Source organism: Streptomyces sp. NPDC002669, assembly GCF_042889165.1.
Classification (GTDB): domain Bacteria; phylum Actinomycetota; class Actinomycetes; order Streptomycetales; family Streptomycetaceae; genus Streptomyces.
This window is the reverse complement of sequence record NZ_JBIAQQ010000006.1, coordinates 303,459-319,430: the sequence shown is the minus strand read 5'-3', so window position 1 is coordinate 319,430 and position 15,972 is coordinate 303,459. Positions and strand designations below refer to the sequence as shown.

Annotated in this window: 8 protein-coding genes; 5 read left to right on the top strand and 3 right to left on the bottom strand. The window is 71.0% G+C overall.

Translation table 11 applies throughout. The features are described 5' to 3' along the window. Window positions 1-69: 69 nt before the first annotated feature. Window positions 70-573 carry a DinB family protein gene (locus tag ACFYW1_RS12405; protein WP_388990663.1) on the bottom strand — a complete coding sequence of 168 codons (504 nt, stop codon included), beginning with the start codon at window positions 571-573 and terminating at the stop codon, window positions 70-72. Window positions 574-1,107: 534 nt separating this feature from the next. Here ACFYW1_RS12405 and ACFYW1_RS12400 point away from each other — a divergent pair. Then, complete coding sequence (locus ACFYW1_RS12400) at window positions 1,108-3,138, top strand: M4 family metallopeptidase (RefSeq protein ID WP_388990661.1); 2,031 nt, start codon at window positions 1,108-1,110, stop codon at window positions 3,136-3,138. Between the two features lie 112 nt (window positions 3,139-3,250). Here the strand turns inward: ACFYW1_RS12400 and glgP are convergent, their stop codons facing one another. Continuing rightward, the gene (glgP, locus tag ACFYW1_RS12395; protein WP_388990659.1) at window positions 3,251-5,857 is read right to left on the bottom strand and encodes an alpha-glucan family phosphorylase; all 2,607 of its coding nucleotides are present in this window, start codon (window positions 5,855-5,857) and stop codon (window positions 3,251-3,253) included. A 547-nt stretch (window positions 5,858-6,404) separates the two neighbouring features. Here glgP and ACFYW1_RS12390 point away from each other — a divergent pair. From ACFYW1_RS12390 to glgB, 4 genes are all read left to right on the top strand, one after another. Beyond that, on the top strand, window positions 6,405-8,441 hold the full coding sequence (locus tag ACFYW1_RS12390; protein WP_388990657.1) for an alpha-1,4-glucan--maltose-1-phosphate maltosyltransferase: 2,037 nt from the start codon (window positions 6,405-6,407) through the stop codon (window positions 8,439-8,441). Further along, the gene (gene treS / locus ACFYW1_RS12385; protein ID WP_388990654.1) at window positions 8,438-10,144 is read left to right on the top strand and encodes a maltose alpha-D-glucosyltransferase; all 1,707 of its coding nucleotides are present in this window, start codon (window positions 8,438-8,440) and stop codon (window positions 10,142-10,144) included. The genes ACFYW1_RS12390 and treS overlap by 4 nt, the downstream gene beginning before the upstream one ends. Window positions 10,145-10,380: 236 nt before the next feature. Beyond that, entirely contained in the window at window positions 10,381-11,763 is a 1,383-nt protein-coding gene (locus ACFYW1_RS12380) for a phosphotransferase (protein ID WP_388990652.1), read from the top strand. A gap of 80 nt (window positions 11,764-11,843) precedes the next feature. Then, a complete protein-coding gene (glgB, locus tag ACFYW1_RS12375; protein WP_388990650.1) occupies window positions 11,844-14,252 on the top strand; it encodes a 1,4-alpha-glucan branching enzyme in 2,409 nt (802 codons plus the stop codon). A gap of 26 nt (window positions 14,253-14,278) precedes the next feature. Here the strand turns inward: glgB and ACFYW1_RS12370 are convergent, their stop codons facing one another. Further along, window positions 14,279-15,940, bottom strand: coding sequence for a DUF6119 family protein (locus ACFYW1_RS12370; RefSeq protein WP_388990648.1), 1,662 nt, complete (start codon window positions 15,938-15,940; stop codon window positions 14,279-14,281). Between the last annotated feature and the right edge of the window lie 32 nt (window positions 15,941-15,972).

The following is a 15,972-nucleotide window of genomic DNA, read 5'->3' as shown; positions in this document are numbered from 1 at the left end:
CGTCGGCGAACCGGCCCGCGGGGCGGGCGACTTCGCCGACGGACCGGCCGGGCGCCCGGCGCGGGCGGGTCACCGGCCGATGGAGCCGTCGATCTGCTCGCGGAGGATGTCGGCGTGGCCCGCGTGCCGGGCGGTCTCCTCGATCATGTGCACCAGGACCCAGCGCATCGACGGCGGAGGGGTCTCCCGGAGCGAGCGGGCGCCCGGCCGGTCCAGGTCGTCGCAGGCGGCGATGATCCCGTTGCACCGTTCGACCGCCCGGCGGTAGGCGGCGAGCAGGCTCTCGGCCGTCTCGTCGTCGGCGGGCGGGGCGTCGTCGTCCCCGAACTCGATGTCGTCGCCCGCGTAGGCCCAGGCGAACCAGCCGAGTTCGACCGCGGTCAGGTGCTTGACGAGGCCGAGGACGCTGGTGCCCGACGGCACCCCGGCGGTGCGGGCCTCCTCCTCGGAGAGGCCGTACGCCTTGGCGGCGACCGCCTCCCTCAGGTAGTCGAGGAAGGCCGACAGCGTCGTCTTCTCGTCGGCATCGAGGGTGGGCGGGCGCAGGTCGCTCCGCGGTTCGGCATTCGTCACGCCGCAACCCTACGCATCACCCGCACCGGCCGACGAGGGGTGCGGCGGGCCCGCTCCGCCCACGCCCGGAGCGCCCGGTCCGGCCGCCGGCCGGGCTTGAAGTCGTCGCCCGCCGCTCCGGACGGTGTACGTGAACGGACGCGGGAACGCCCGTTGAAGCGGAGGCAACGGGTCCGGGCCGCATCCCCCGGTTCCAATGGAAAGAAATCAGCCACATTCCTATGCCATCTCGGCCAGTCGGGAACGACCCCCCGCCCGCCCTCCGTTCGAACACGAGGGGCCCGGTCCCGACTTCACCCCTCTCCTTGAATTCCGCGGGTGACGGACGCCCTACGGCATCCCGGTGATGACTCGTGAAACGTCCGCTTAACGAACATGACCTTTCCGGCAACGAACGAATTCCGGCCAAGTTGTTGACGCGCTCCTGACAGGACCGCCCTCCGGCTGACAACCTTCACCCCGTTCTGCGCACTTCTCGCTCTCCATACGGACGGCTCACCGGCCGCCGTTACCCCCCTCGCAGAAGGAGTCCGCGTGAGATCCACGCCTCGCCGCCGCGCCACCTCGACCGGCGCCCTGATAGCCGCAGCAGCTCTCATCGCCGTCGGCGTCCAGGCCGGTACGGCCACTGCCACCCCCGGCAGCGACAACTCGGCGGTACCGGCGTACGCCGGTGTCGACCAGGGTTCCCTGGCCAAGCAGCTCTCCCCGTCCCAGCGCGCCGAGTTGATCCGCGAGGCCGATGCGACCAAGGCTGCCACGGCCAAGGACCTCGGTCTCGGCTCCCAGGAGAAGCTCGTCGTCCGGGACGTCATCCAGGACAACGACGGGACCACGCACACGCGTTACGAGCGCACCTTCGCCGGCCTCCCGGTGCTCGGTGGTGACCTGATCGTCAAGGAGTCCAAGGCCGGGACGACCCAGGCCGTCACCAAGGCCTCCAAGGTGACCAGCGGTCAGCTGAAGGCCGTGGACCTGAAGGCGGACGTCGCGCCCGCCAAGGCCGAGCAGCAGGCCCTCGGCCTCGCCAAGGCCGACGGTTCGAAGAAGACCGAGGCCGACCGGGCGCCCCGCAAGGTGGTCTGGATGGCGCAGGGCAAGCCGCAGCTCGCCTACGAGACCGTCGTCGGCGGCCTCCAGCACGACGGCACGCCCAACGAGCTGCACGTCATCACGGACGCGGCCACCGGCGCGAAGCTGTACGAGTGGCAGGGTGTCGAGAACGGCACCGGCAACACCCAGTACAACGGCCAGGTCACCCTGGGCACCGCCCCGTCGTACACGCTGACCGACACGGGCCGCGGCAACCACAAGACCTACAACCTGAACCACGGGTCGTCGGGCACCGGGACGCTGTTCACCAACTCCACCGACGTGTGGGGCAACGGCAACCCGTCGAACGCCGAGACGGCCGGCGCGGACGCCCACTACGGTGCGGCCGAGACCTGGGACTACTACAAGAACGTGCACGGCCGCACCGGCATCCGCGGTGACGGTGTCGGCGCGTACTCCCGCGTCCACTACGGCAACGCCTACGTCAACGCGTTCTGGCAGGACAGCTGCTTCTGCATGACGTACGGCGACGGCGAGGGCAACGTCAAGCCGCTCACCTCGCTCGACGTGGCCGCGCACGAGATGTCGCACGGCGTCACCGCCGCCACGGCCAACCTGGTCTACAGCGGTGAGTCCGGCGGTCTGAACGAGGCCACCTCCGACATCTTCGCCGCGGGCGTGGAGTTCTACTCCAACACCACCCAGGACCCGGGCGACTACCTCGTCGGCGAGAAGATCGACATCAACGGCGACGGCACCCCGCTGCGCTACATGGACAAGCCGAGCAAGGACGGCGCGTCCAAGGACGCGTGGTACTCGGGCATCGGCAACATCGACGTCCACTACTCCTCGGGCCCGGCGAACCACTTCTTCTACCTGCTCTCCGAGGGCAGCGGCGCCAAGGTCATCAACGGGGTCTCCTACGACTCCCCGACCTCCGACGGCCTGCCGGTGACCGGCATCGGCCGTGCCAAGGCCGAGCAGATCTGGTTCAAGGCGCTCACCACCAAGTTCACCTCCACCACGAACTACGCGGCGGCCCGCACCGGCACCCTCGCCGTGGCCGGTGAGCTGTACGGCACGACCAGCGCCGAGTACAAGGCCGTCGGAGACGCCTGGGCGGCCATCAACGTCGGCACCCGTGACGGCGGCAACCCCGACCCGGGCGGCAAGGTCTTCGAGAACAAGACCACGGTCAACATCCCGGACGCCGGCGCGGCCGTCACCAGCTCGGTCAACGTCACCGGTGTCACCGGCAAGGCGCCCAGCACCCTCAAGGTCGGCGTGGACATCACCCACACCTACCGCGGTGACCTGGTCATCGACCTCGTCGCCCCGGACGGCTCGACGTACCGTCTGAAGAACTCGGGCTTCGACTCCGCGGACGACGTCAAGGAGACCTACACGGTCAACGCCTCGTCCGAGACGGCCAACGGCACCTGGAAGCTCAAGGTCCAGGACGTCTACTCGGGCGACACGGGCAAGATCAACAGCTTCAAGCTGACCTTCTGAGCCCTTCGCACCACCTGAACCATCAGCACCCCTCACCGGGTCCTCCCCGGTGACCACTGCCCGGCAGGGAGTTCATTCCCCTGCCGGGCAGTTCCACGTCCGCCCGCGCCCGTCAGCGCATCAGCACGCCCGCGCCGTCCCCCGCCGCCTCCGCGGGCAGCGCCACCAGGCCGAGTTCCGCGCCGGTCGCCAGCAGCGGGTGGGTGGGCAGCACCCGCACCGTGTAGCCGTACGGACCGGTGCGGTCGAGGGCGAGCGGGCCCTCGTAGATCCAGCGGCCCTCCAGGTCCTGACCACCGACCGGCTTCAGCGGGAAGGTCCGGGCGTCCGAGATCCCGTCGGCGACGTCCACCCGGCCGGCCACCGCCTGCACCTCGACGTCGGACGGTTCCAGCACGCCGAGGGCCACCCTGACCCGCAGCGTCAGCGACGAACCCAGCTCGGCCGAACCGTCCGCGGCGGTGGGCGCCGCCGCCTCCACGTGATCGACGGCGACCCGCGGCCAGGCCGCCCGGATCCGGGCCTTCCAGTCGGCGAGCCGGCGCGCCGTCCCGGGCTCGTCCAGCGCCCGCCGGGCGCACGCGGCCGGCGCGTACAGCCGCTCCACGTACTCGCCCACCATCCGGTCCGCCAGCACCTTGGGGCCCAGCGTGCCCAGGGTGCGGCGGACCATCTCGATCCAGCGCCCCGGGAGCCCGGCGCCGTCCCGGTCGTAGAAGCGCGGCGCGATCCGGTCCTCGATCAGCCCGTAGAGGGCGCCCGCCTCCAGGTCGTCGCGGCGGTCCTCGTCCGGGGCCGCCCCGTCGGCCGTCGGGATCGCCCAGCCGAAGTCCGGCTCGTACCACTCGTCCCACCAGCCGTCGAGGACCGAGAGGTTGAGACAGCCGTTGAGCGCGGCCTTCATGCCACTGGTGCCGCACGCCTCCAGCGGGCGCAGCGGATTGTTCAGCCAGACGTCGCAGCCCGGGTAGAGCTTCTGCGCCATGGCCATCCCGTAGTCCGGCAGGAACACGATGCGGTGGCGCACCCGGGGGTCGTCGGAGAACCGCACCAGCTCCTGCACCAGCCGCTTCCCGCCGTCGTCGGCGGGGTGGGCCTTGCCCGCGACGACGATCTGGACCGGACGGGTCGGATGGAGCAGCAGCTCCCGCAGCCGGTCGCGGTCGCGCAGCATCAGCGTCAGCCGCTTGTACGAGGGGACCCGGCGGGCGAAGCCGATCGTCAGCACGTCCGGGTCCAGCACGTCGTCGGTCCAGCCGAGTTCGGCCGGCTCCGCGCCCCGGCTCAGCCACGAGGCGCGCAGCCGCTCGCGGACCTCGGTGACCAGCCGGGCGCGCAGGGTCCGCCGCAGTTCCCAGAGTTCGCGGTCCGGGACGCCGGTGGCCGGGTCGCGGTGTCCGGGCGCGCCGCCGCCGGGGTCGCACAGCCGGAGGATCTCCGGTGCGACCCAGGTGGGGGCGTGGACGCCGTTGGTCACCGAGGTGATGGGCACCTCGGCCGGGTCGAAGCCCGGCCACAGTCCGGAGAACATCTCCCGGCTGACCGCGCCGTGCAGGGTGGAGACGCCGTTGGCCCGCTGGGCGAGCCGCAGCCCCATCACCGCCATGTTGAAGAGTCCGGGCTCGCCGCCCGGGTAGGTCTCCGTGCCCAGTTGCAGGACGCGTTCGACGGCCACGCCCGGCAGTTCGCCGTCGTCGCCGAAGTGCCGGGCGACGAGTTCGCGGTCGAAGCGGTCGATCCCGGCGGGCACCGGGGTGTGGGTGGTGAAGACCGTGCCCGCCCGTACGGACTCCACCGCGGAGTCGAAGTCCAGTCCGGTGCCGGAGAGTTCACGGATGCGTTCGAGTCCGAGGAAGCCGGCGTGCCCCTCGTTGGTGTGGAACACCTCGGGCTCCGGGTGGCCGGTGAGGCGGCAGTACGTGCGCACCGCCCGCACGCCGCCGATGCCCAGGAGCATCTCCTGGAGCAGCCGGTGCTCGCTGCCGCCGCCGTAGAGCCGGTCGGTCACCTCGCGTTCGCCCGGCGCGTTCTCCTCCACGTCGGAGTCGAGCATCAGCAGCGGTACGCGGCCCACCAGGGCCTGCCAGATGTGGGCGTGCAGAGAGCGGCCGCCGGGCAGGGCCAGCACCACCCGGCTGGGGGTGCCGTCGGCCTCGCGCACCAGGCTGACCGGCAGCTCGTTGGGGTCGAGCACCGGGTAGTGCTCCTGCTGCCAGCCGTCGCGCGACAGGCTCTGGCGGAAGTAGCCGTGCCGGTAGAGCAGGCCGACGCCGACGAGGGGGACGCCGAGGTCGCTGGCGGCCTTGAGGTGGTCGCCGGCCAGGATGCCGAGGCCGCCGGAGTACTGGGGCAGGGCCGCGGTGACTCCGAACTCGGGCGAGAAGTAGGCGACGGCGGACGGGAGCCGGGCTCCCTCCTCCAGCCGCTCCTGGTACCACCTGGGGCCCTCCAGGTAGGCGCGGAGGTCCTCGGACGCCTCCGTCAGCCGGTGCAGGAACTGTTCGTCGCGGGCCAGCTCGGCGAGCCGTCCGGCGGACACGGCACCGAGCATCCGCACGGGGTCGCACTCCGCCGTCCGCCGGGTCTCCGGGTCGACGGCCTGGAAGAGTTCGCGGGTCTCGGCGTGCCAGGACCAGCGCAGGTTGCGGGCGAGATCGCTGAGCGGTCGAAGGGGGTCGGGGAGGACGGGGCGCACGGTGAAACGACGGATGGCCTTCACGTGTCCCACCTTTACAGGGCACATGCGGATACCGGTGGACGCACCACGGTGTGCGGCGTTCCGTCACTCCCGGCGGCCGTGGCGGCCGGGCGGCCCCGCGGCGCCGGGGCGCGCCCGGCGCATTCAGGTCGTCACACATACGCCCGAGCCGTTCACGAATCACCGGATCGGCCCATCGGGCGCGGCGGGAGGACGCCTCGGGAGCGCCTCCCGGGCACGTCCGGGACGCTTGGTGGACACGTGCCGAACAACGCCCGAATGCAGCACAAATGCAGTGGGGGCACGGCGGGGCCCGGCGAAAACGCATCGGGAATTCCCGGCGCCCGTGATTCCGGCGCCCGTCCGGTCCCCCGTCGTGGCGCACATTCGCTCCCCCCGTCTTTCGAGTGCCATTCGAGTGAATGCGGGCGGGGGCGGCCACGCCCACGCACCGTCAGCCGTCCGCGGAACGGTTAGAAAGGACGGAAACCATCGGTCGCGGTGCGCACATTCCGCCCTCCGCCACTGTGTCGCGCCCCCGTTCGGTCCGAACCCCCAGGTGATTCCATTGATCGGTCGCATTCCCGTCCTCGACGTCGGCCCTCTCGTCGATTGCGGCAGAAGGCCCGCCAAGGCCGTCGCAGGTGAGACCTTCCGGGTCACCGCGACCGTCTTCCGCGAGGGCCATGACGCCGTGGCCGCCAATGTGGTGCTGCTGGACCCGAACGGCCGCCCGGGGCCGTGGACGCCGATGCGCGAACTGGCGCCCGGCACGGACCGCTGGGGCGCCGACGTCACCCCCGGGTCCGAGGGCCGCTGGACGTACGCGGTCGAGGCGTGGAGCGATCCGGTCACCACCTGGCGGCAGCTGGCCGGGATCAAGATCCCGGCGGGGATCGACACCGCGCTCGTCCTCGCGGAGGGCGCCGAACTGTACGAGCGGGCCGCCTCCGGCGTGCCCAAGCGGGACGGGCGCGAGGCGGTGCTGGCCGCCGTCGACGCGCTGCGCGACACCTCCCGCCCGGCCGCCGCCCGGCTGGCCGCGGCGCTCGCCCCCGAGGCGCGGGCCGCGCTCGACCGCCACCCGCTGCGCGAACTGGTCAGCACGTCGCCCGCGCTCCCGCTGCTGGTCGAGCGCAGGCGGGCCCTGTTCGGCTCCTGGTACGAGCTGTTCCCCCGTTCGGAAGGCGCCAGGATCGAACCGGCCGCGGCGACGGAGGACGGGAGAGCGGAGGACGGGGCCGGGGCGCCGCGGGAGCGGATCGTCAGCGGCACCTTCCGCACCGCCGCCGAACGGCTGCCCGCGGTCGCCGCGATGGGCTTCGACGTGGTCTATCTCCCGCCCGTCCACCCCATCGGCACCACCCACCGCAAGGGCCCCAACAACTCGCTCTCGGCCGCCCCCCACGACGTGGGCGTGCCGTGGGCCATCGGCTCGGCCGAGGGCGGCCACGACGCCGTCCACCCCGATCTGGGCACGCTCGACGACTTCGACCATTTCGTCGCGACCGCCCGCCGGCTGCGCATGGAGATCGCACTCGATTTCGCGCTGCAGTGTTCTCCCGACCACCCCTGGGTGGAGAAACACCCGGAATGGTTCCACCATCGCGCGGACGGCTCGATCGCCTATGCCGAGAACCCTCCGAAGAAATACCAGGACATCTACCCGATCGCCTTCGACAAGGACCTGGGCGGACTGGTCCGGGAGACCGTGCGCATCCTCCGTTTCTGGATGGCTCACGGAATCCGGATCTTCCGCGTCGACAATCCGCACACCAAACCGGTGGTCTTCTGGGAGAAGGTCATCGCCGAGATCAACGGGGCCGACCCGGACGTCATCTTCCTGGCCGAGGCGTTCACCCGCCCCGCGATGATGAAGACGCTCGCCGCCGTCGGATTCCAGCAGTCGTACACGTATTTCACCTGGCGCACCACCAAGCAGGAAATCACCGACTACGTAACGGAGTTGTCGGGGGAAACCGCCGCCTACATGCGGCCCAACTTCTTCGTGAACACCCCGGACATCCTGCCGGGCCACCTCCAGGACGGGGGCCGTCCGGCCTTCGAGGCGCGCGCCGTCCTCGCGGCGACGCTCTCCCCGTCCTGGGGGATGTACGCGGGGTACGAGCTGTGCGAGAACGCCCCGCTGCACCCCGGCGGCGAGGAGTACCTGGACTCGGAGAAGTACCAGATCCGGATCAGGGACTGGGAGTCGGCGGAGCGCGAGGGCCGTTCGCTGGCCCCGCTGATCACCTCGCTCAACCGCATCAGGCGCCGCAATCCGGCGTTGCAGCAGCTGCGCGACGTGCACTTCCACTCCACCGACAACGACGCGTTGATCGCGTACAGCAAGCGTTCCGGTTCGAACACCGTTCTGGTGGTCGTCAACCTCGACCCGCACCACACCCACGAGGCCACGGTCTCGTTGGACATGCCGCGACTCGGCCTCGACCGGCACGAGCGCGTGCCGGTGCGCGACGAGCTCACCGGCGACACCTATCACTGGGGCAGGACCTTCTACGTGCGTCTGGAGCCCGGCGTCACGCCCGCGCACGTCGTCGTCCTGCGACCGTCCCCGCCGACCGGAGGGTCACCCACACCATGATCGTCAACGAGCCCGTTCCCGATAAGTTCGAGGACACCCCGGCCAAGGACCGCGATCCCGACTGGTTCAAGCGCGCCGTTTTCTACGAGGTTCTCGTCCGGTCCTTCCAGGACTCCAACGGCGACGGCATCGGCGACCTCAAGGGCATCACCGCCAAGCTGGACTACCTGCAATGGCTGGGTGTCGACTGTCTCTGGCTGCCGCCGTTCTTCAAGTCTCCGCTGCGCGACGGCGGTTACGACGTGTCCGACTACACGGCCGTGCTGCCGGAGTTCGGCGACCTGGCCGACTTCGTCGAGTTCGTCGACGCCGCGCACCAGCGCGGGATGCGCGTGATCATCGACTTCGTCATGAACCACACGAGCGACCAGCACGAGTGGTTCCAGCAGTCCCGCACCGACCCGGACGGTCCGTACGGCGACTACTACGTCTGGGCCGACGACGACAAGCAGTTCCCGGACGCCCGGATCATCTTCGTGGACACCGAGACGTCCAACTGGACCTTCGACCCGGTGCGCAAGCAGTACTACTGGCACCGGTTCTTCTCCCACCAGCCCGACCTCAACTACGAGAACCCGGCGGTGCAGGAGGAGATCCTGGCCGCGCTGCGCTTCTGGCTGGACCTCGGCATCGACGGCTTCCGGGTGGACGCCGTGCCGTACCTGTACCAGCGGGAGGGCACCAACTGCGAGAACCTCCCGGAGACGCACTCCTTCCTCAAGCGGGTCCGCAAGGAGATCGACGCGCACTACCCGGACACCGTGCTGCTGGCCGAGGCCAACCAGTGGCCGGAGGACGTCGTCGACTACTTCGGCGACTTCCGCTCCGGGGGCGACGAGTGCCACATGGCGTTCCACTTCCCCGTGATGCCGCGGATCTTCATGGCCGTGCGGCGCGAGAGCCGTTACCCGGTCTCCGAGATCCTGGCGAAGACCCCGGAGATCCCGCAGAACTGCCAGTGGGGCATCTTCCTGCGCAACCACGACGAGCTGACCCTCGAAATGGTCACGGACGAAGAGCGCGACTACATGTACGCGGAGTACGCCAAGGACCCGCGGATGCGGGCCAACATCGGCATCCGCCGCCGGCTCGCCCCCCTGCTGGACAACGACCGCAACCAGATCGAACTGTTCACCGCGCTGCTGCTGTCGCTGCCCGGCTCCCCGATCCTCTACTACGGGGACGAGATCGGGATGGGCGACAACATCTGGCTGGGCGACCGCGACGCCGTGCGCACCCCGATGCAGTGGACGCCCGACCGCAACGCCGGTTTCTCCTCCAGCGATCCGGGGCGGCTCTACCTCCCCACGATCATGGATCCGGTCTACGGCTACCAGGTCACCAACGTCGAGGCGTCGATGGCGTCGCCGTCGTCGCTGCTGCACTGGACACGGCGGATGATCGAGATCCGCAAGCAGAACCCCGCCTTCGGCCTCGGTTCGTACAACGAGCTGCCGTCGTCGAACCCGGCCGTGCTCGCCTTCACCCGTGAGCACGGGGACGACCTGGTGCTGTGCGTGCACAACTTCTCGCGGTTCGCGCAGCCGACGGAGCTCGACCTGCGGTCGTTCGACGGGCGTCATCCGGTGGAGCTGATCGGTGGGGTGCGCTTCCCCGCGGTCGGACAGCTGCCCTATCTGCTGACGCTCGCGGGACACGGCTTCTACTGGTTCCGGCTGCGCAAGGACGCGCCGCCGAGCTGATCCGGCGCCACGTCGCAGCACCGCGACCGCGGGGCGGTTCCCGCCGCCCCGCACCGGGCACTCCCCGTGCCGAAGCCCCCCGCCGGACCCTGCCGGGGCCCGTCCGCTTCGCTCCCCGAGTCGAGTCCGTACGGACCATCCTGACCCGACACGTCCCGCGCAGCCGGACAGCAAATGCCGCAATCCGGGACACTCTGCGCATTCCAGTGGTGTGCCCGGGGAAAGGACGCGACACCATGTCGGAGGCTGTATCCACCCGGGTCGCCCCGGCCCACAGCACGGGCCTCCTCCCGTCACTCGCCCCCCTGCTGCACGAATGGCTGCCCCGGCAGCGCTGGTTCGCGGGCAAGGGGGAGCCGGTCACCGGCTTCTCACTGGTGTCGGCGACCGAGATGCTGCCGGTGGACGGCACCGGCACCGGGCTGCTCCACCTGCTGGTCCGGGCCCATCAGCCGACCATGTCCGCGCAGCCGCCGGACGACTGCTACCAACTGCTGCTCGGGGTACGGTCCGTGCTGCCGCCCCGGCTGGCGCCCGCGCTCGTCGGGCACGTGACGACCGGCCCGCTCGCCGGCCGCACCGTGTACGAGGGACTGCGCGACCCGCGCCTGGCCGAACTCCTGCTGGAACGGTTCCGTACCCCCGGCACCCTCGGCGCCCTGCGCTTCGACCGGGGCGACTCCCCCATCGCCGCCGGGCTGACGCCACGGGTCCTGGACACCGAGCAGTCCAACACCTCGCTCGTCTACGGCGACGCCTTCATCCTCAAGATCTTCCGCCGGGTCTTCCCCGGCACCAACCCCGACCTGGAACTGCCGCTCGCGCTCGCGCGCCAGGGCTGCGGGCGGGTGCCCGCCCCCGTCGCCTGGTTCGAGGCCGCGGGCCCCGAGCCGCTCACCCTCGGCGTGCTCCAGCCGTTCCTGAGCGGCGCGCGGGACGGCTGGCAGCTCGCCCTGCGGTCCCTCGCCGAGGGCCGGGACTTCACCGACGAGGCCCGTGCCCTGGGCCGGGCCACCGCCGAGGTGCACACCGCGCTCGCCGCCGCCCTGCCGACGCCCGCCCCGCAACGCTCCCTGAGCGAGCACCTGGCCGCCGCGATGGTGCGGCGCCTGGAGGCCGCGGCCCGGTCGGTACCGGCGCTCGTGCCGTACGTCCCGGGGCTGCGCGGCGCCTTCGACGCGGTGGCCGCGCCGGGGGACCGGGGGCGCGAGCGGGCCTTCCAGCGGGTGCACGGCGACCTCCACCTCGGCCAGACCCTGTGCGCCGCCGACGGCTTCTGGTCGCTGATCGACTTCGAGGGCGAACCGGCCAGGCCGCTGCCCGAGCGCCGCCGCCCCCAGCTCCCGGTGCGCGACGTCGCCGGCATGCTCCGCTCCTTCGACTACGCGGCCCGCTCGCACCGCCCGTGGAACGACGCGTGGGCGGCCCGCTGCCGGACCGCCTACTGCGAGGGGTACGCGGACGCCTCGGGCACCGACCCGCGCGGCGAACCGGAACTGCTGCGCGCCCACGAGACCGACAAGGCGGTGTACGAGGTGCTGTACGAGGCGCACCACCGGCCCGACTGGCTGCCGGTCCCGATGGCCGCGATCCACCGGCTGGCCTCCGGCGCCGACTGAGCCCCGGCGGCCCCTCCCGCCCCTTCCGTTCCGCAGCACCCCCCACCCATCGAGCCGCACCCACCGAGGAGGCCGTCCCCGTGACCGCCCGCAAGCCGTCCCGCAAGACGCCCGCCCCCACCGACGCCGCCCCGCCCCCACCGCTGCCACCGGCCGGGACCGCGCCGCCCAGGGCACCGGCCGGGACGGCTCCCCCGGGCTCCCCGACGGCGGAACCGGCCGCCCGGCCCCGGCGGAAGAAGCCGGCCGCCGCGCACGCCGGCGCCGAGCCGCCGCACCCCCGCCAGGAGCCCGGCACCCACGGGGTGCGGCCGGCGCTCCCCCTCGACCCCGACGACCGGGCCCGGCTGCTGGCCGGCGCGCACCACGCCCCGCACGATCTGCTCGGCGCCCACCCGGTCCGGGGCGGGGTGGTCCTGCGGGTGCTGCGTCCGTACGCGCGCGGCGTGACGGTGCTCGGCAAGGGGCTGCGGGCGCGGTTGCACGACGACGGGGACGGGTTCTTCTCCGGGCTGCTGCCGATGCCCGCGCTGCCCGAGTACCGGCTCCTGGTCGGCTACGAGGACACCGAGACCGAGACGCAGGACCCGTACCGCTTCCTGCCCGCGCTCGGCGAGTTCGATCTGCACCTGATCGGCGAGGGGCGGCACGAGGAGCTGTGGACCGCCCTGGGCGCCCGGCCCATGGAGCACCAGGGGGTGGCGGGCACCCGGTTCACCGTCTGGGCGCCCGACGCCCGCGGGGTGCGGGTCGCCGGGGACTTCAACTACTGGGACGGCACCGGTTTCCCGATGCGTTCGCTGGGTTCCTCCGGGGTGTGGGAGCTGTTCCTGCCCGGGATCGGCGAGGGCGCGCTCTACAAGTTCGACATCTGCCGCCCGGACGGTTCGCACACGGTGCGCGCCGATCCCATGGCCCGGCGGGCCGAGGTGCCGCCCTCCACCGCGTCGATCGTGACGGACCGGCACCACGTGTGGCAGGACGGGGAGTGGATGGCGCACCGCGGGGACGTACCGGTGCACGAGGCGCCGTTCTCCGTGTACGAGGTGCACCTGCCGTCCTGGCGACCTGGCCTGACGTATCGTCAACTCGCTTCCCAGCTGCCCGCGTACGTGAAGGAGCTGGGGTTCACGCACGTGGAGCTGATGCCGGTCGCCGAGCATCCCTTCGGCGGTTCCTGGGGCTACCAGGTCACCGGTTTCTACGCCCCGACCTCCCGGCTGGGCTCCCCCGACGACTTCCGCTTCCTGGTCGACTCGCTGCACCGGGCGGGCATCGGCGTCCTCATGGACTGGGTGCCCGCGCACTTCCCGCGCGACGACTGGGCGCTGGCGGAGTTCGACGGCCGGCCGCTGTACGAGCACCCGGACCCGGCCCGCGCGGCGCACCCCGACTGGGGCACGCTGGAGTTCGACTACGGGCGCAAGGAGGTGCGCAACTTCCTCGTCTCCAACGCCACTTACTGGTGCGAGGAGTTCCACGTCGACGGGCTGCGGGTGGACGCGGTCGCCTCGATGCTCTACCTCGACTACTCGCGCGAGGACGGGCAGTGGACGCCGAACGAGCACGGCGGCCGGGAGAACCCGGACGCGGTGGCCTTCCTCCAGGAGATGAACGCCACCGTCTACCGGCGCAACCCCGGCGTCGTCACCATCGCCGAGGAGTCCACCGCCTGGGACGGCGTCACCCGGCCCACCGACAGCGGCGGGCTGGGCTTCGGGCTGAAGTGGAACATGGGCTGGATGCACGACTCCCTGCAGTACATGACGAAGGAGCCGGTGCACCGCAAGTACCACCACCACGAGATGACCTTCTCGATGGTGTACGCGTACAGCGAGAACTACGTGCTGCCGATCTCGCACGACGAGGTGGTGCACGGCAAGCAGGCGCTGGTCTCCAAGATGCCGGGCGACTGGTGGCAGCAGCGCGCCAACCACCGGGCCTACCTCGGCTTCATGTGGGCCCACCCGGGCAAACAACTCCTCTTCATGGGGCAGGAGTTCGCCCAGGGCGCGGAGTGGTCGGAGGGGCACGGCCCGGACTGGTGGCTGCTCGACCCCTCGTACGGGGCGGAGGCCGATCACCGGGGCGTGCGCACCCTGGTGGGCGACCTGAACGCGGTGTACGCCGCCACGCCCGCGCTGTGGCAGCGCGACACGGTCCCGGAGGGTTTCGACTGGGTGGACGGCGGAGCGGCCGAGGACAACGTCCTCGCGTTCCTGCGCTTCGACGCGCAGGGCTCGCCGCTGCTGGCCGTCAGCAACTTCTCCCCGGTGGTGCGGCACGCCTACCGCCTCGGGGTCCCGACGGTGCCCGGCGACCGGGTCGTGTGGGCGGAGGTCCTCAACACCGACGCGGCACGGTACGGCGGCGGCGACGTGTGCCATCCCGGCCCGCTGGAACCGGAGGCGGTCCCGGCCCACGGCAGGAACGCCAGCCTGTCGCTGACGCTCCCGCCGCTGGCGACGGTGTGGCTGCGGCCCGTGTGAGCACGGCCTGCACGAAGCCGGGCACTTCAGGCATAGACAGGAACGACCTCTGCCTTGGCCCCCATGCCCTGCAGCGCCAACGCGGTCTGCAACAGGGTGACCTGGGAAAAGGCGAACAGCGAGTCCGCCGTGATCGGAACGCCGTACTTCAGGCGGATGGCAAGAACGACGGTCGGCGTGGCCAGGATGTCCTCGGGCGAACTGTTCGGGCGCAGCTCGGCCACCCGCCCGAGGAACTTCTCCCGCACCTCGACGTCGTAACGCAGCGCCTCGACGGCCGTCCGCACCTGGGCGCACAGGTGGCTCAGGCTGGAGCTCCCCTTGTCGGCCTTCTTGACCATGATGAGCTGGCCCTCGGGTCCGAGGACATCGCAGATTTCGAGGCCGCCGCCGCGGAAGGTCCCCGTATGTACGTTCTTCTTGTCGAAGAGGTCGTAGCCGGGCTGCTTGGCTGCTTCCTTGTTGAACCAGTCTTCGTCGGTCGTCCTGCCCACAGGCCAGGCCGGAAGCACAACACCGGACGGACGGTTCAGCAGCTCAGTGACATCGTCCCGCAGCGCCTGGACAAATTCGGCACCGATCTCGTACCAGCTGCCCTGCCAGTAGAAGTGGTGCGCGGCTCCGCTCCGCACTTCAGCGGTGATCCAGCGGTGTCCCGGAATTGCGGGACTGAGGGGCTCCCTGCACTCCTCGTCGGCGAAGAGCTGGACGCGGACGTCCTTCAGCGTGGACAACCGACGTCCGTCGGGGCGGTCGCGGACGAACTGCCGGATGTCGCCGATGTCGACATCGTCGACGGCGATCACGCGCGATCCCCGCATGATGCGAACGGCGCGCGTCTCCGTCACATGTGCGGCGCACTCGCCCGGGTAGTTGAGGGCGAGACCCGTGGCATGCGGATCGCCGAGGTACAGGTCGAGCTGTTCGTTGAGCCGCTTCACGACAGCGGTCCTGCCCCTGCGGCTCAGTGAGCGGACCCTGGCCAGAGACTCCAGGCCCGGCAGCGGTGTGGGCTGGGTGCAGGCGTCCTCGATGACCCGCAGATCGTTCAGGAACTGCTGCGGGGAGCGTCCCAGCGGAAGGCTGATGGAGCTGTCGGTGCAGCTGACACCAAGGCTCCGCCGGCTTGCGGACGTATGCGTGAACGGCAGATCGATCGCCGTCCCAGTGATCTTGCTGACGATGGAACCGATCCATTCGGTACCGAGGTCGCGCAGGCTTCCGCCCCGAGCGGCCGAGTTCTCGTCAGTGCGGCCGCGGGTGTCCATGAGGTGGCGCCGTACCAGATTGATGCCGTCCTGATCCAGGGAGCGGAGTGCGAACTGGAGACCGAAGCCGAGATCGAGGCGAGCCGGATCGATCATGTGGTGGCCCATGCCGTATGTGACGGCGTAGACGGCCTGCTCCGTACTTACGAGCAGCAGGCCGGAGGAGGTACGTCCCGCTACCTGGACGTCGGCGCCCGTGAGCTCCGAGAGGGCATCGCACCATTCGGCGCGCTCGCGCTCGATGGAACCAGTCACGAGCAGCCCGACCACGCCCGCGTGGTCGACGGGTGAGGCGGTGAAGCCTTCCCTGTCCCTGTACCGCTTTTCCACCAGCGCATGGAGGTCGAGCCCGGGGCCCGCGGGGGCATTGAGCCGGTACAGGGAGGTCTTGCGAGTCGAGGCCTGCTTCTTGGGCGACACGGTTGCTCCTTGACTTCGACAGGGCGCCGGAC